Origin of the sequence: Streptomyces hainanensis, from assembly GCF_004348415.1 — a bacterium.
In the GTDB taxonomy this organism is placed as follows: Bacteria; Actinomycetota; Actinomycetes; order Streptomycetales; family Streptomycetaceae; genus Streptomyces; species Streptomyces hainanensis.
On the sequence record NZ_SMKI01000140.1, the window covers coordinates 1 to 16,101 of the forward strand.

Here is a 16,101-nt window from a genome sequence, read left to right on the forward strand (position 1 = left end):
CCCGCGGGTCCACCGCCCTGGCCGCCCTGGCCGCCCTGCTGGCCGCCGCCACCCCAGCCGCCGCCACCCTGCTGGCCGCCGCGACCGCCACCACCGCCGCCGCTGCCCGCGGCGGACCTGGTGACCTTGGCCGTGGCCCGGAAGAGCGAGGGGCCGACCTCGTCGACCTCGAGGTCGATGACCGTGCGCTTCACGCCTTCCCGGTCCTCGTAGGTCCGCTGCTTCAGCCGGCCCTGGACGATGACCCGCATCCCCTTGGTGAGCGACTCGGCGACGTTCTCCGCCGCCTGGCGCCAGACCGAGCAGGTCAGGAACAGCGCGTCGCCGTCCCGCCACTCGTTGGTCTGCCGGTCGAAGATGCGCGGCGTGGACGCGACGCGGAACTTCGCGACCGCCGCACCGGATGGAGTGAAGCGCAGCTCGGGGTCGTCGACCAGATTGCCGACCACCGTGATGACGGTCTCGCCTGCCATGGGGGTACCTCTCGGCGGGGGTTAACTGTTGTTGCTGCGATGATTACGTATGGCTCTGACAATGACACTGACGGTGCCGCTCGCCCACCAGGACCGGGATCGGAGTCCGGGCCCCCGGCGGGGCGCTCGAATCAGTGGGTGGCCGGGCGCAGGACCTTGGTCCGCATGACCGACTCGTTCAGATTCAGCTGACGGTCGAGTTCCTTGACGACCGCGGGCTCGGCCTGCAGGTCGATGACCGAGTAGATGCCCTCGGGCTTCTTGTTGATCTCGTAGGACAGCCGGCGACGGCCCCAGGTGTCGATCTTCTCGACCTTGCCGTTGCCCTCGCGGACGACGGACAGGAAGGACTCGATCAGGGGGGCGACGGCGCGCTCCTCAAGATCGGGGTCGAGGATCACCATCAGCTCGTAGTGACGCATGCGAAAACCCACCTCCTCTGGACTCAGGCGGCCACGGGCGTTCCGTGGCAGGAGGGTCGTGATGCGGTCCGCCTCACAAGGGGGCGGACACTACACCGTACCTGTCTCAGTCCTTCCGGTTGAAATCGGGGCGGTCCGCGGAGCAATCTGGACAGGACGGGTCATTCGCGCCTTGGAGGTGTCCCATGGCACATGCCGCGCACCACGGCCCCTTCGCCTACGCGGAGCATCTACTCAACATCGACGGCAGACCACACCCCGTGGAGAACCGGTTCGCCATCGCCACCCTGCTGGTGGGGGCGGTCGCCGCGCTCTTCGCGTTCTGGTCGGACATGCACCTGATCAGCTCGTGGGCCGGGCTGGTCGGGGTCGGTCTCGGCGCCCGGGCACAGATGATCTCGGTGACCACCGCGCAGCGGTTCGTCACGGTCATCGGCCTCGGCGCCGCCGGCATCGGCCTCTATCTGGGGTTCGCCCACGGCGGGCCGTTCGGCGGCGTCTTCGGTTGACCGGGCCTTCCGGGCCCCGGTGAGCACCCCGCGGGCCCGGGAGGCACCCCCACGCCGGCCTTGGCATCACGTCAACGCCCGGGCGCCGTTAGGCTTCCGGCACGACCCTGCGATTGACGCAGCCGGCGACCGGAGGAGCGCCCCGTATGAGCCTGACCCTGAGGTCCATCAGCCGCGAGCAGCATCTGGCGTACATCCGATCGCTACCTTCGGCCAGCCACATGCAGGTGCCGGCCTGGGGCGACGTGAAGTCCGCCTGGCGCTCCGAGTCGCTCGGCTGGTTCGACCGGACGGGCCGCCTGGTGGGCGCCGGCCTGGTGCTGTATCGGCAGGTGCCGCGGGTCAAGCGGTATCTGGCGTACCTCCCCGAGGGGCCGGTGATCGACTGGTTCTCGCCGAACCTCGAGGACTGGCTCAAGCCCATGCTCGACCACCTCAAGCAGCAGGGCGCCTTCTCGGTCAAGATGGGCCCCCCCGTGGTGATCCGCCGCTGGGACGCGGCCGCCGTCAAGGCCGGCATCCAGAACCCGGACGTCAGGCGGCTGCGGGACGTCTCGGCGACGTTCATCGAGCCGCGGGCCTTCGAGGTCTCGGACAAGCTGCGCCGGATGGGTTGGCAGCAGGGCGAGGACGAGGGCGCGGGCTTCGGCGACGTGCAGCCGCGCTACGTCTTCCAGATCCCGCTTCGCGGCCGCTCCCTCGAAGAGGTGCAGAAGGGCTTCAACCAGCTGTGGCGGCGCAACATCAAGAAGGCCGAGAAGGCCGGCGTCGAGGTGGTGCGCGGCGGCTACGAGGATCTGGCCACCTGGCAGCGGTTGTACGAGATCACGGCGGAGCGCGACAAGTTCCGCCCGCGCCCCCAGTCCTACTTCGAGCTGATGTGGCGCGTGCTGAACTCCGAGGACCCGGATCGCATGCGGCTCTACATCGCGCAGCACGAGGGCGAGCCGGTGGCGGCCGCCACGATGCTGATCGTGGGTGGTCACGTGTGGTATTCGTACGGTGCGTCCGCCAACCACAAGCGGGAGGTACGGCCGTCCAACGCCATGCAGTGGCGCATGCTCAGGGACGCGCACGGCCTCGGGGCTGACGTGTACGACCTGCGGGGGATCGGTGACTCGCTCGAGGACACCGACCATCTCTTCGGCCTGATCCAGTTCAAGGTGGGTACGGGCGGTGAGGCGGCCGAGTACCTCGGCGAGTGGGACTTCCCGCTCAACAAGCTTCTCCACAAGGCGTTCGACATGTATATGTCGCGACGCTGACCCCTCGCATCTCGCACCCACGAACCACACCGCGCACCAGTCTCGCGCGGTAACGCAGAGAAAGGGTCTCCCCGGCCATGGCGCTCACGCTGTACGTCGACAAGGACCGCTGGCGGGCGCACCAGCGGTCGGTGGTGGCTGACTTCCCGGACCTGGTGCCGGTCTGCAAGGGCAACGGCTACGGCTTCGGCCACGACAAGCTGGCCGAGGAGGTCGCGCTGCACGGCCTGGAGACCCTGGCGGTCGGCACGACGTACGAGGCCGCGGCCATGAAGGACCGCTTCAGCGGCGACCTGCTGGTGCTGACCCCGTACCGGCGCGGCGAGGAGCCGGTACCGCTCCCCGACCGGGTGATCAGGAGCGCCTCGTCGGTCGACGGGGTGTACGGCCTGGTGGGCTCCCGGGTGGTGGTCGAGGTGATGAGCACCATGAAGCGCCACGGCGTCTCGCCGCGTGACCTCGGCAAGCTCCAGGCGGCGCTGGACGAGGTGCGGCTGGAGGGCTTCGCGATCCACCTGCCGCTCGACCGGACGGACGGCACGGACGCGGTCGAGGAGGTCATCGGCTGGATGGACCGGCTGCGGGCGGCCCGGCTGCCGCTGGACACGATGTTCGTCAGCCACCTGTCGTCGCAGGAACTGGCCCGGCTGCGCCAGCAGTTCCCGCAGACCAGGTTCCGGGCCCGGATCGGCACCCGGCTCTGGCTGGGCGACCACGGGGCGACGGAGTACCGGGGCGCGGTGCTCGACGTGACGCCGGTGGCCAAGGGCGACCGGTTCGGCTACCGGCAGCAGAAGGCGCCGGGGGACGGCTGGCTGGCGGTGGTGGCGGGCGGCACCTCGCACGGCGTGGGCCTGGAGGCGCCGAAGGCGCTCCAGACGATCACCTCGCGCGCCAAGGGGATGGCCAGGGCGGGCCTGGCCACCGTGAACCGCAACCTGTCGCCGTTCGTCTGGGACGGCAAGCAGCGCTGGTTCGCGGAGCCGCCGCACATGCAGGTGTCGATCCTGTTCGTGCCGGCCGAGGCCCAGGGGCCCAAGGTCGGGGACGAGCTGAAGGCGATCCTGCGGCACACCACGACCCAGGTCGACCGGGTGGTCGACCGCTGACCGCCGTGACGCGGTCACCACAGACGACGGCAGCCCCGGTCGCGGTCCGGGGCTGCCGTCCTGTTGTGCGCCCGGGCGACGGCCTCGGGCGCGCACCGGTCCGGGCCGTGGCCCGTCCGGTAGCTCACACGGGGGTCGTGCGCCTCAGTGGTCGACCTCGCCGCGGATGAACTTCTCCACGTTGTTGCGCGCCTCGTCGTCGAAGTACTGCACGGGCGGGGACTTCATGAAGTAGGAGGAGGCAGACAGGATCGGGCCGCCGATGCCGCGGTCCTTGGCGATCTTGGCCGCACGCAGCGCGTCGATGATGACACCGGCGCTGTTGGGGGAGTCCCAGACCTCGAGCTTGTACTCCAGGTTCAGCGGCACGTCGCCGAAGGCACGGCCCTCAAGGCGGACGTAGGCCCACTTGCGGTCGTCCAGCCAGGCCACGTAGTCGGAGGGGCCGATGTGGACGTTCTTCTCGCCGAGGTCGCGGTCGGGGATCTGGGACGTCACCGCCTGGGTCTTCGAGATCTTCTTGGACTCGAGACGGTCGCGCTCCAGCATGTTCTTGAAGTCCATGTTGCCGCCGACGTTCAGCTGCATCGTGCGGTCCAGGATGACGCCCCGGTCCTCGAACAGCTTGGCCATCACCCGGTGGGTGATGGTGGCGCCCACCTGGGACTTGATGTCGTCGCCCACGATCGGGACGCCGGCCTCGGTGAACTTGTCGGCCCACTCCTTGGTGCCGGCGATGAAGACCGGCAGCGCGTTGACGAACGCGACCTTCGCGTCGATGGCGCACTGGGCGTAGTACTTGGCGGCGTCCTCGGAGCCGACCGGCATGTAGCAGACCAGGACGTCGGCCTTGGTGTCCTTGAGCACCTGGACGACGTCGACCGGGGCCTCGTCGGACTCGGTGACGATCTCGCGGTAGTACTTGCCGAGACCGTCGTGGGTCTCGCCACGCTGCACGGTCACGCCGGTGGTGGGCACGTCGCAGAGCTTGATGGTGTTGTTCTCGCTGGCGCCGATGGCGTCGGCCAGGTCGGTGCCGACCTTCTTGACGTCCACGTCGAACGCGGCCACGAACTCGATGTCCGAGACGTGGTACTCGCCGAAGGTGACGTGCATCAGGCCCGGGACCCGGCTGTCCGGGGCGGCGTCCTTGTAGTACTCGACGCCCTGTACCAGCGATGCGGCGCAGTTGCCCACGCCGGCGATGGCTACGCGAACCGAACCCATTCCGGTTGCTCCCTGTGGTTGTTCTGACATGACCCCGCATCGTCGCGGGGGTGTTGGTGGGGGGTGTTGTCCTCTGTCGGGGGCACGCCCGCGAGGTGGTGGCTACTGGGGGTTCTCGCCCCGGCCACGCTGCTCGCGCCGGTCGCGCTCCTCCCGCTCGCTCTCGATCAGCTCGTTGAGCCAGCGGACCTCCCGCTCCACGGACTCCATGCCGTGGCGTTGGAGTTCGAGGGTGTAGGTGTCCAACTTCTCGCGAGTGCGGGCCATCGAGGCGCGCATCTTGGCGAGACGCTCCTCGAGACGGCTGCGGCGGCCCTCCAGCACGCGCATCCGCACGTCCCGCGAGGTCTGGCCGAAGAAGGCGAAACGAACGCCGAAGTGCTCGTCCTCCCAGGCGTCGGGCCCGGTCTGGGCAAGGAGCTCCTCGAAGCGCTCCTTCCCCTCGGCCGTCAGCCGGTAGACGATCCTGGCCCGGCGGTTGGACAGCGGCACGGCCCGCGGGTCGTCCGAGCCGTGCCCGGACTCCTCCGCCAGCCAGCCCTGCTGGACCAGCGTCTTGAGACAGGGGTAGAGGGAACCGTAGCTGAACGCCCGGAAGACGCCCAGCGACGTGTTGAGACGCTTGCGCAGCTCGTACCCGTGCATCGGGGACTCGCGCAGGAGGCCGAGTACGGCGAACTCCAGGACCCCTGAGCGCCGGCTCACCGGTGCGGTCACCTCCGCTCTCATCCGTCGTGCCTTGCCTTGCCTGTCCGTGCCGTGTCGACGCACCCTACTGTCGTCGACGCTCATCTCGATGCATTGAACCGATGTATCGGTTCGATACATCTCGACGATAGACCGGGCCCGGGGGGCCGGCAAGTCGGGACTCGGTGAGGGGGGTCACATCTTCACTTCTCCCAAGGCGTTTCGCCCCAATTGATGCTTAAGGAAAGAAAGATGCGTTTTGCGGCTGCGTAGTCTTGCCCCGTGCAGACCACCGCGGCCGGGAACCCGGCGACGCCGAACGGCGTCCAGACTCATGGTGCAGTGCGCCCGGTCGCCTGGCCGAGCGGCACATCGGGGGACTGGAAGACACCAGTAGGACCTGCCGTAGCAGGCTGCCCACGTCCGTACGAGGAGTAGCTGTCCATGAGCGAGCACCGTCGCAAGCAGCCGCCGGGGCGCGGTCGCCGCGGAGCGGCACCGAACGGCCGCCGTGCCGGCCCGCCGCCCGCGCCGCCGGGCGGGGCGGAGCCGCCCGTCGACGCCACGGCCGAGCTGACGCCGACCCGTCCGTCGTACGGCAGCCGCGCCGAGGCGCGCCGCGCCGCGCAGGGCTCCGTCGCCGGCAGCCGGCGGCGGAGGGCGCCCGAGACGCCGCGGAAGAAGCGCTTCATCGACTACCCGCGGCACAACCACACGGGATGGCGGCGCTTCGTGCCGTCCTGGCGGCAGGTGCTCGGCTCGGCGCTCTCCTTCATGATCCTGCTGATGGGTGCGGTAGGCATCGCCTACGCGATGATCCCGAAGCCGGACCCCAACGCCATCGCCCTGGCGCAGAGCAACGTCTACTACTGGGCGAACGGCGATCGGATGGCCGTCTCCGGCGGGGACAACGTGAACCGTCAGATCGTGCCGCTCGACGACATCTCGATCGACATGCAGGACTCCGTGGTGGCCGCGGAGAACCAGTCCTTCTGGACCGACTCCGGCGTCGACCTCTGGGGCATCGGCCGCGCCATGCTCAACATGGCCCGTGGCGGCGAAGTCCAGTCCGGGTCCACCATCACCCAGCAGTACGTCAAGAACGCGTTCCTCTCGCAGGACCAGACCCTGGCCCGGAAGGCACGCGAGCTGCTGCTCTCCGTCAAGGTGGCAGCCGAAGACCCCAAGGAGGAGATCCTCGCGGGCTATCTCAACACCTCCTGCTACAACCGCGGCGCCTGCGGGATCCAGGCCGCGGCCCAGGCCTACTTCGGCGTCGACGCGCGGGATCTGGACGCCAGCCAGTCCGCGTTCCTCACCTCGCTCCTCAAGGGCCCCAGCCTCTACGACCCCTATGACAGCGAGACGGGCGAGCTGAACGAGAGCAACGCCGCCCGGGCCGAGGAGCGCTGGGAGTCGACGCTGCGTCAGCGGAACGAGATCGAGATCCGCGGCAACCGGCTCAGCGACGAGGACCTCCAGGCCATCCTGGAGGAGGGCTTCCCCATCGACGACATCCTCCCGCCCAGCAGGGCCATCGTCCAGGATGGGCAGATCGGCTACCTGACCCGGCTGGCCGACGACTACCTGGATGCCCAGGGCATCGTCAGCAAGGACGAGCTCGCCCGTGGCGGCTACCGCATCACCACCACCTTCGACCAGGAGATGGTGGACCAGATGGAGGAGGCCGTCACCGCCGTCAGCGACGACCGCCTCGACCCGGAGGCCCGCGACGAGGACCGGCACATCCAGTTCGGCGGGGCCGCGGTGGTGCCGGGTGACGGCGCGATCCGCGCGATCTACGGCGGCGTCGACGCGACCCAGCACTTCAGCAACAACGCGAACAGCCCAGCGGTCCAGGTCGGCTCCACCTTCAAGCCCTTCGTGCTCGCGGCCGCCTTCCAGTACGGCGCCCGGGACCCGGAGGAGCCAGCGGACCAGCCCGACGGCGACCGGACAATTGTCTCGCCGGAGAGCGTCTACCGCAGCGAGAACGACCTCCCCATCGAGCTGTACAACGGCGAGCCCGCCATGGTCGAGGACGAGGAGACCGGCGAGGAGGTGCAGTGGAAACAGCGCAACTTCGAGGGACGAGAGCGCGGTGACATCACCCTGCGGGAGGCCACCGTCGTCTCGGCCAACTCACCCTTCGCCCAGCTCGGCATGGACGTGGGCCCGGAGCGGGTGAGCGAGGCCGCGGTCAGCGCCGGGCTGCTCCCCGGCAGCCTGGTCGAGGCGAACGACAGCGTGCCTACCTTTGCCCTCGGCGTCTCCACGCCGGGTCCGATCAGGATGGCCTCGGCCTACAGCACCTTCGCGGCCAGCGGCGAGCAGAACGAGCCCTACTCGGTGACCGAGGTCGCCGACAGCACGGGCAACACGCTGTACACCCACGAGGGGGAACGCAACCAGGCCTTCGACTCCGACGTGGCCGACACCGTGACGGACATGCTGGTGGACGTCGTCCAGAACCCGGATGGCAGCGGTAACGCCGCGGCCAACATAGGGTTCCCGGTGGCCGGCAAGACCGGTACCACCGACGACAACAAGAGTGCCTGGTTCGTCGGCTACAGCTCCGAGCTCTCCACCGCCATCGGCATGTGGCGCGCACCGGACGCCGAGGAGGACCTCTCCGAGCAGGAGATCGAGGACGGCGTGGGCGTCGGCACCTTCATGTCGATGTTCAACACCGCCGGCGAAGAGCGGATCAACGGTGGTTCGCTGCCGCTGGACGTCTGGATGGGCTTCATGAGCGCCGCCAGGACCGGCGAAGAGGAGGACTTCCCCGAGCCCCCGGAGGACTTCGGCGAGGAGGTCTGCGGCGGCGGCGCCACCTGCGCGCCGGACGAGCCGACCGACCAGCCGACCACCGACGAGCCGACCGCGGACCCGACCACCGACGAGCCGGAGACGGACGAGCCGACCGCGGACCCGACCACGGAGCCGCCGGTCACCGACGAGCCGACCGAGGAGCCGACTCCGCCCTGCGGCCCGTTCGACCCGAACTGCAACGACGACAGTGGTGGAACCGCGGACGGCGGCACGGCCGACGGCGGCGGAACCGCGGACGGCGGGGCGACCGACAACGGCGGAACCGCGGACGGCGGCGCGGACACCGGACAGTCCGAAGGTGGCCAGACCAACGGAAACAGCGGAGACAACGGAAGCATCTTCGGCGGCGGCTAGCCGTCCGGCCTGTTGCTCGCCACGGCCCCCGTGCCCCGCAAGGGCACGGGGGCCGTGGCGTAACCGTGCCCTGTCCCCCTGGCGGGGGACCGTGAGGCAGGATGTGACCATGGCGTATCCCAACCAGCCGGCCGCCGCGCGGCCCACCGCCGAGGACGAGGTGGCGGCCGCCGGCAGCGAGCTGATCGGCGGGCCCGCGGGCCGCCGGGCGGTCTCGGCCGGCGGCCGGTGGACGCCGGTCCGTGTGGTCGCGCTGCTGGCCATCGGGGTGTTCGCCCTCGGCCTCCTCCAGAAGGCCCCGTGTTACAACGGCGGCTGGCTCTTCGGGGCCACCGACCAGTACACCCACGCCTGCTACTCGGACATCCCGCACCTCTACAACGGCCGCGGCTTCGGCGAAGGGCTCATCCCCTACTTCGACCGCATCCCCCTCGAACTGTCCGGGGACAAGGACTACCTCGAGTACCCGGTGCTCACCGGGCTCTTCATGCAGCTCGCCGCCTGGCTCACGCCCAACGGCCTCGGGGACGCCGGCCCGGAGCAGCTGTACTGGCTGGTCAACTCCGGCATGCTGATGGTCTGCGCCGTGGTCGTCGCGGTCTGCGTCACCCGGACCCACCGCGGCCGCCCCTGGGACGGGCTGCTGTTCGCCCTGGCGCCGGCGCTGGCCCTGACCGCCACCATCAACTGGGACCTGCTGGCGGTCGCCCTGGTCTCCGGGGCGCTGCTGGCCTGGTCCCGCGAGCGGCCGCTGGCCGCCGGCGTGCTGATCGGCCTCGCCACCGCCGCCAAGTTCTACCCCCTGCTGCTCCTCGGGCCCCTGCTGCTGCTGTGCTGGCGCGCCGGGCGCTGGCGGGAGTTCGGTACCACGGCGGCGGGCGCCGTGACCGCCTGGCTGGCCGTGAACCTGCCGGTGCTGGTGCTGGCCCCCCGGGGCTGGGCCGAGTTCTACACGTTCAGCTCGGACCGACCGGTCGACTTCGGCTCGTTCTGGCTGATCATCGCGCAGCGCGCCCAGGTCGCCCTGGGCTCCGTCAACCTCTACGCCGCCGCGCTGGTCGTGCTGGGCTGCCTCGCCATCGCCGTCCTGGCCTTCACCGCACCACGCCGGCCACGGCTGGCCCAGCTGGTCTTCCTGGTGGTGGCCCTGTTCGTGGTCACCAACAAGGTCTACTCCCCGCAGTACGTCCTCTGGCTGATCCCGCTCGCCGCGCTGGCCCGGCCACGCTGGCGCGACTTCCTGATCTGGCAGACCTGCGAGGTGCTCTACTTCCTGGGGATCTGGATGTACCTGGCGTACGTCCACGGCGAGGGGAACCAGGGCCTCCCCCAGGGCGGCTACCAGCTGGCCATCCTGGCGCACCTGCTGGGCACGCTCTACCTCTGCGCGCTGGTGATCCGCGACGTGCTGCGGCCGGAACACGACGTGGTGCGCCAGGACGGTTCCGACGACCCCGGCGGCGGCGTGCTGGACGGCGCCCCGGACGCGTTCGCCCTGGCCCCCACGCGCCCGGCCACGCAGGCCACCGCCTATGTCGACTGGGGAGTCGCTCCCCGTGCGGACGTTTCACGTGAAACATGAGAGACCGGAACACCCGGTGTCAGTCGTCGCGGATCTCCGCACCCTGTTGCGTTTCGACGGTTTCCGTCGCCTGTTGACCGTGCGGCTGCTCTCCCAGTTCGCCGACGGCGTCTTCCAGGTGGGCCTGGCCGCCTATGTGGTGTTCTCACCGGAGCAGCAGGCCACGTCCGCCGACATCGCGGCGGCGATGGCCGTGCTCCTGCTGCCCTACTCACTGCTCGGGCCCTTCGCGGGGGTGCTGCTGGACCGCTGGCGGCGGCGTCAGGTGCTGCTGCACGGAAACCTCCTGCGCGGCGCCCTCGCCGCCATCACCTGCGCCCTGGTCCTGGCCGGCGTGCCCGACTGGCTCTTCTATCTCTCCGCGCTCTCCGTCACCGCCATCAACCGCTTCATCCTGGCCGGCCTCTCCGCGGCACTGCCGCTGGTCGTGGACGAGAAGCGGCTGGTGATCGCCAATTCCCTGTCACCCACCGCGGGCACCATCGCCGCCACCATCGGCGGCGGCACCGGCTTCGTGGCCGGCTTCATCGCCCGCACCCAGGGCATCGAGGACGCCCTGGCCCTGGCGTTCGCCGGAACCATCTACCTCGTCGCGGGCTTGGCCGCCCTCCGCCTGAGCGCCGACCAGTTGGGGCCAGCGGCCGGCCAGGCGCAGCCCGGGCTGGCCGCGGCGATCGCCGGAACGGCGCGGGGGCTCGTCGGCGGCCTCGGGCATCTGGCCGGCCGCCCCGCGGCGGCCTGGTCGCTCGGCGCGGTCGGCCTGATGCGGTTCTGCTATGGCGCGCTGCTGGTCATGGTGCTGATGCTCTCCCGCTACGCCTGGGCGAACGGCGACGAGGACCAGGGGATGGCCTGGCTGGGGCTGGTGGTGGGATCCTCCGCTGTCGGCTTCTTCGTGGCCGCGCTGATCACGCCCTGGGCCGTGGCCCGCCTCGGCGGCTTCGGCTGGTACGCGGGCTGCGCCGGCCTGGCCGCCGTGCTGGTCCCCGCTCTCGGCCTCACCTTCCGGCCGGCTCCGATGGTGATCGCGGCCTTCCTGCTCGGCCTGGTCACCCAGAGCACCAAGATCGTGACCGACACCGTGGTGCAGTCCTCGGTCGACGACGCCTATCGAGGGCGGGTGTTCTCGCTCTACGACATGCTCTTCAACATCGCCTTCGTCGGCTCGGCGGGCCTGGCCGCCCTGATACTGCCGCTGGACGGCCGGTCGCCGATGCTGCTGGTGACGGTCTCCGCGATCTATGCCATCACGGCGTTGATCATCTCCAGGCTGCGCAGGACGGTCGTTTCACGTGAAACAGTCGAAACGGCGCTCAGCCCTGGGCAGCCCACCAGTCCTTGAGCGCGGCCACCGCGCCCTCCTGCCCCAGCGGCCCATGCTCCAGGCGTAGCTCCAGCAGGTGACGGTAGGCCTTGCCGACCTCCGGCCCCGGGCCGATTTCGAGCACCTTCATGATCTCGTTGCCGTCCAGGTCCGGGCGGATGGCGTCGAGCTCCTCCTGCTGCTTGAGGCGTTCGATGCGCTCCTCCAGGCCGTCGTAGGCCCGGGAGAGTGCGAGAGCCTTCCGCTTGTTGCGGGTGGTGCAGTCGGAGCGCGTGAGCTTGTGCAGCCGGTCGAGCAGCGGGCCGGCGTCGCGCACATAGCGGCGGACGGCCGAGTCGGTCCACTCACCGGTGCCATAGCCGTGGAAGCGCAGGTGGAGCTCCACCAGCCGCGAGACGTCCTTGATGATGTCGTTGGAGTACTTGAGCTTGGTCATCCGCTGCTTGGTCATCTTGGCTCCCACCACCTCGTGGTGATGGAAGGAGACCCGGCCGTCGCCCTCGAACCGTCGCGTCCGGGGCTTGCCGATGTCGTGCAGCAGGGCCGCCAGCCGCAGCACCAGGTCCGGCTTGCCGTTCTCCAGCGCGATGGCCTGCTCCAGCACGGTCAGGCTGTGCTCGTAGACGTCCTTGTGCCGGTGGTGCTCGTCCCGCTCCAGGCGCAGCGCCGGCACCTCGGGCAGCACCCGCTGGGCCAGCCCGGTCTCGACCAGCAGGGAGATGCCCTTGCGCGGGTGGTCGCTGAGCAGCAGCTTGTTCAGTTCGTCGCGGATCCGCTCGGCGGAGACGATGTCGATCCGCTCCGCCATGTCCGTCATGGCGGCCCTGACGGGCTCGGCCACCGTGAAGTCCAGCTGGGCGGAGAAGCGCGCGGCCCGGAACATCCGCAGCGGGTCGTCCGAGAAGGACGCCTCCGGGGTGCCGGGGGTCCGCAGCACGCGGCGTGCGAGGTCGGTCAGCCCGTTGTGCGGATCGATGAACTCCTTGCGGGGCAGTGCGACCGCCATCGCGTTGACGGTGAAGTCCCGGCGCAGCAGGTCCTCTTCGAGTGAATCGCCGTAGACGACCTCGGGCTTGCGGGAGTCACGGTCGTACGCCTCGGAACGGTAGGTGGTGATCTCCAGCTGGTAGTCGCGCGGCGCCTCCCCGTCGTCCGTCGCCGGAGCGCTCTTGCGGCAGCCCACCGTGCCGAAGGCGATCCCCACCTCCCAGACGGCGTCCGCCCAGGGCCGGACGATGCGCAGCACGTCCTCGGGGCGGGCGTCCGTGGTGAAGTCCAGATCGTTGCCGAGCCGCCCCAGCAGGGCATCGCGCACCGATCCGCCGACGAGCGCCAACGAGAACCCCGCACGTTCGAAGCGCGCGGCCAGATCGTCGGCGACGGGGGACACCCTCAGCAACTCCCCCACGGCACGCCGCTGCACCTGGCTGAGCTCCGTCGAGGAAGGCTGGGAGTACGTCTCTTTGCTGTCGTTCGGCACAACAGCACAGGGTACGTGCCCACCCGGGCGCCGCCCCTCCTCCGGTCCCCGTCCCACTGCGGGCACGGGGGCAGGCAGATCATCGTTACCATGAGGGCGGCTTGGCGGAGACGCGGCACGAATGAGGAACGGGGCTGACGCGTGGCAGAGGTCGCAGAGACGATGTCCTGCACCCGTGCGAACCGGCGGCTGAGGGGGCTGCGCCGTCACCGGCGGCTGGCCTCCCTGATCGCCACGGTCGCCGCTGTTCCGCTGCTGACCGGCATGGGGCACAGTACGGCCCAGGAGGCCCCCCAGCAACGGACCGGCGAGGTCGGCACCGGCGACCGCACGGCCACCGTCTCCATCACCGACGTCGACCCGGTGCTGCCCACCGCCGACGGCGATGTCACCATCAGCGGCACGATCACCAACGAGGGCGACTCCGCCATCGTGGACAGCTCCGTGGCGGCCCGCCAGGGGGTGCCGCTTGGCAACCGCAGCGCCGTCGACGACGCGATGTCGCGCACCGGCTTCGACAGCGCCGTCGACGGCCTGATAGTGCGGGATCACGGCCAGGACATCGGCGAGATCGCTCCCGGCATGTCCAGCACCTTCTCCCTGGAGGTGCCCGTCTCCGAGCTGGCCCTCGGGGAGGACGGCGTCTACCAGCTGGGCGTCACGCTGATCGGGCAGACGGAGACCGCCCGCTGGGACGACAACCTGGGGATCGGCCGAACCCTGCTCTCCTGGCAGCCGGACGGCCAGGACGGCTCCGCCGCGCAGACCGGGCTCACCGTCATGTGGCCGCTGATCTCCGGCACCCATCTGACCGCCCAGACCGGCTCCGACGCCGTCCAGACGCCGGTCTTCCGGGACGACACCCTGCTGGACGAGATCTCACCCGGCGGCCGGCTCTACGAAATGGTCTCGCTGGGCGCCGATCTTCCGGTCACCTGGGTCATCGACCCCGATCTGCTGGCCTCCGTCGACGCCATGCTGGAGCAGTACCAGGTGCCGGGCGACAACGGGGAGCTGGTCAACGGCACCGGGCAGGACGAGGCGCGCGCCTTCCTGTCCGAGCTCCAGGAAGCGGTCACCGGCGACGAGGTGGTGGCGCTGCCCTTCGCCGATCCCGACCTGGCCTCGCTCGCCCACCGCGGCGTCGACGTCCAGGGCGCGCTCGGCCAGCTGCGGACCGCCACCGACACCGCGGCCATCACGATCGAGACCGTGCTCAACACCGAGATCCGGGTCAACAACCGGGTCGCCTGGCCGGTGAACGGCGCGATCGACCCGGACATCGTCTCGGTGGCCACCTCGGCCGGCGCGAACCAGGTCATCGCCCGCAGCGACAGCCTGCGCAACGGCGACTCCCTCCCCTACACCACCACCGCCGCCCGGCCCATCGGCGGCGGCACCACCGCCGTCGTCGCCGACGCCCGGCTCTCCACCCTCTTCGAGGGCGACATGAGCAGCACCGGCCGGGCCTCGCTGGCCGGCCAGGCGCTGCTGGCCCAGACGCTGGCCATCCACCAGCAGGAGCCGACCCTCGAGCGCTCCATCGTGATGGCCCCGCAGCGGATGCCCACGGCCGACCAGGCCGAGGCCATGGCGTCGGCGCTGACCACGCTGCGGGACGAGGCCGGCTGGGTGCGGTTCATGGACCTCTCCGAGGCCGCCGCGGCCGAGCCGGACCCCGCGGCCAACCAGCGGGTGCCCTCGGCCGACGCCTACCCGCAGGAGCTGCGCGACCAGGAGCTGCCGACCAGCGCCTTCCAGTCGATGCGGGAGACCAAGCGCACCCTGGACGACTTCACGGTGATCCTCAGCGAGCCCGACCGCGTCACCGTGCCCTTCGGCAACGCGATCCACCGCGAGATGTCCACCTCCTGGCGCGGCACCCACCAGTCGGCCGCCGACTTCCGCAGCCGGGTGCTGGGCGAGATCACCGGCCTCACCGAGCAGGTCCACCTCATTCCCAAGGCCGACATCACCCTCTCCGGGCGCAGCGCCACCATTCCCGTCACCGTCCAGAACAACCTGGTGCAGGACGTCCAGGGCCTCGAACTACGCCTCCAGTCCAGCCGCCGGCTCGGCCTGGAGATCAGCGAAGCCCAGGCCGTGCTGATCGGCAGCGGCCACAGCCAGTCCGTGAAGTTCTCCACCACCGCCAACGCCAACGGTCCGGTCAGCCTCACCGCCCAGCTCTACACGGCCGACGGCCAGCGCTATGGCGAGCCCATGCAGTTCCAGGTCGACGTCACCTCGATCACCCCCCAGGTGATGATGGTGATCGCGGGCGGCCTGCTGTTGGTGGTGCTCGCCGGTATCCGGATGTACACCCAGCGCAAGCGGGCGGCGGCCCGACAGGACGACGACGGTGACGGCGAGGACGACGGCGGCGCCGGCCAGGACGGCGAGTCGACGGCCGAGCGGCCCGACACCACCGGGAGCGCCTCCCCGGGTGAGACCACCGCCGACATCGGCGCAGGCAGCAGCGGCGGCTCCGCCGGGAGTGAGAAGGTGGACCCCGGCACATGAGCCACCGCCAGCCGGAGGGGCCGGTCCGTGAATCCTTGAGGTGGGGTAGCGATGCAAGCGCCGTACGACCGTGAGCGCGGCCAGGCGCCGGGTGGCGGCGACCCGTCCGGCTGGCAGGGCGAGCCGCAGGGTCAGCAGAACCACCAGGGCGGCCAGGCACCCCAGGGCGGCTACCCCGCGGGGTACGACCCCGCCTACCAGAACCCGCCGGGCGCACAGCCCCGTCCGCCCGAGGGCTACCACGGCCAGCAGTACGGCCAGCAGCCCGACCCGCGGGCGGGGGAGCAGCCCCCCGCGGCCGGGCCCTACGGCCC

General features: G+C 70.4%; 12 protein-coding genes and 1 pseudogene. 8 read left to right on the top strand and 5 right to left on the bottom strand.

Annotation, left to right across the window (positions count from 1 at the left end):
* Both E1283_RS15145 and rpsF read right to left on the bottom strand, forming a co-directional pair.
* Positions 1-473: single-stranded DNA-binding protein (locus E1283_RS15145; protein ID WP_132818559.1), on the bottom strand; the 473-nt coding region annotated here is incomplete at its 3' end.
* A 131-nt stretch (positions 474-604) separates the two neighbouring features.
* Positions 605-895, bottom strand: a complete 291-nt coding sequence (gene rpsF / locus E1283_RS15150) for a 30S ribosomal protein S6 (RefSeq protein ID WP_132818560.1) — start codon at positions 893-895, stop codon at positions 605-607.
* 185 nt (positions 896-1,080) lie between these two features.
* On the opposite strand from rpsF, the gene E1283_RS15155 reads away from it, so the two are divergent.
* The 3 genes from E1283_RS15155 (at position 1,081) to E1283_RS15165 (ending at position 3,778) form a co-directional block, all read left to right on the top strand.
* Positions 1,081-1,404 carry a hypothetical protein gene (locus tag E1283_RS15155; protein WP_132818561.1) on the top strand — a complete coding sequence of 108 codons (324 nt, stop codon included), beginning with the start codon at positions 1,081-1,083 and terminating at the stop codon, positions 1,402-1,404.
* Positions 1,405-1,550: 146 nt separating this feature from the next.
* Positions 1,551-2,669 carry a lipid II:glycine glycyltransferase FemX gene (locus E1283_RS15160; RefSeq protein WP_132818562.1) on the top strand — a complete coding sequence of 373 codons (1,119 nt, stop codon included), beginning with the start codon at positions 1,551-1,553 and terminating at the stop codon, positions 2,667-2,669.
* Between the two features lie 77 nt (positions 2,670-2,746).
* Entirely contained in the window at positions 2,747-3,778 is a 1,032-nt protein-coding gene (locus tag E1283_RS15165; RefSeq protein ID WP_132818563.1) for an alanine racemase, read from the top strand.
* 144 nt (positions 3,779-3,922) lie between these two features.
* On the opposite strand, the gene E1283_RS15170 is transcribed toward E1283_RS15165, so the two are convergent.
* Together E1283_RS15170 and E1283_RS15175 are read right to left on the bottom strand one after the other, a co-directional pair.
* Positions 3,923-5,005 (bottom strand): inositol-3-phosphate synthase, encoded by a 1,083-nt coding sequence (locus tag E1283_RS15170; protein WP_132818564.1) that lies wholly within the window; start codon positions 5,003-5,005, stop codon positions 3,923-3,925.
* Between the two features lie 102 nt (positions 5,006-5,107).
* On the bottom strand, positions 5,108-5,710 hold the full coding sequence (locus E1283_RS15175) for a PadR family transcriptional regulator (RefSeq protein WP_132818565.1): 603 nt from the start codon (positions 5,708-5,710) through the stop codon (positions 5,108-5,110).
* 426 nt (positions 5,711-6,136) lie between these two features.
* Here E1283_RS15175 and E1283_RS15180 point away from each other — a divergent pair, with 426 nt between their 5' ends.
* The 3 genes from E1283_RS15180 (at position 6,137) to E1283_RS15190 (ending at position 11,802) form a co-directional block, all read left to right on the top strand.
* On the top strand, positions 6,137-8,878 hold the full coding sequence (locus E1283_RS15180) for a transglycosylase domain-containing protein (RefSeq protein WP_132818566.1): 2,742 nt from the start codon (positions 6,137-6,139) through the stop codon (positions 8,876-8,878).
* A gap of 109 nt (positions 8,879-8,987) precedes the next feature.
* On the top strand, positions 8,988-10,460 hold the full coding sequence (locus tag E1283_RS15185) for a glycosyltransferase family 87 protein (protein WP_132818567.1): 1,473 nt from the start codon (positions 8,988-8,990) through the stop codon (positions 10,458-10,460).
* A gap of 16 nt (positions 10,461-10,476) precedes the next feature.
* Positions 10,477-11,802, top strand: a complete 1,326-nt coding sequence (locus E1283_RS15190) for an MFS transporter (RefSeq protein ID WP_132818568.1) — start codon at positions 10,477-10,479, stop codon at positions 11,800-11,802.
* Here the strand turns inward: E1283_RS15190 and E1283_RS15195 are convergent.
* Positions 11,774-13,264: a CCA tRNA nucleotidyltransferase gene (locus E1283_RS15195; protein WP_132818569.1), complete on the bottom strand. Its 1,491-nt coding sequence runs from the start codon at positions 13,262-13,264 to the stop codon at positions 11,774-11,776. The two genes, E1283_RS15190 and E1283_RS15195, sit on opposite strands and share 29 nt — an antisense overlap.
* A gap of 141 nt (positions 13,265-13,405) precedes the next feature.
* Between E1283_RS15195 and E1283_RS15200 the strand changes: the two genes are divergently transcribed.
* Both E1283_RS15200 and E1283_RS15205 read left to right on the top strand, forming a co-directional pair.
* Positions 13,406-15,787: a DUF6049 family protein gene (locus E1283_RS15200; protein WP_243744856.1), complete on the top strand. Its 2,382-nt coding sequence runs from the start codon at positions 13,406-13,408 to the stop codon at positions 15,785-15,787.
* A 51-nt stretch (positions 15,788-15,838) separates the two neighbouring features.
* Positions 15,839-16,101 (top strand): annotated as a pseudogene (locus E1283_RS15205) (hypothetical protein); the annotation flags it as partial.

Excerpts from the sequence above, each read along its gene's own strand:
- E1283_RS15155 (WP_132818561.1), top strand. The coding sequence starts at position 1,081 with ATGGCACATGCCGCGCACCACGGCCCCTTCGCCTACGCGGAGCATCTA.
- E1283_RS15185 (WP_132818567.1), top strand. The coding sequence starts at position 8,988 with ATGGCGTATCCCAACCAGCCGGCCGCCGCGCGGCCCACCGCCGAGGAC.
- rpsF (WP_132818560.1), bottom strand. The coding sequence starts at position 895 with ATGCGTCACTACGAGCTGATGGTGATCCTCGACCCCGATCTTGAGGAG.
- E1283_RS15170 (WP_132818564.1), bottom strand. The coding sequence starts at position 5,005 with ATGGGTTCGGTTCGCGTAGCCATCGCCGGCGTGGGCAACTGCGCCGCA.
- E1283_RS15165 (WP_132818563.1), top strand. The coding sequence starts at position 2,747 with ATGGCGCTCACGCTGTACGTCGACAAGGACCGCTGGCGGGCGCACCAG.
- E1283_RS15160 (WP_132818562.1), top strand. The coding sequence starts at position 1,551 with ATGAGCCTGACCCTGAGGTCCATCAGCCGCGAGCAGCATCTGGCGTAC.
- E1283_RS15180 (WP_132818566.1), top strand. The coding sequence starts at position 6,137 with ATGAGCGAGCACCGTCGCAAGCAGCCGCCGGGGCGCGGTCGCCGCGGA.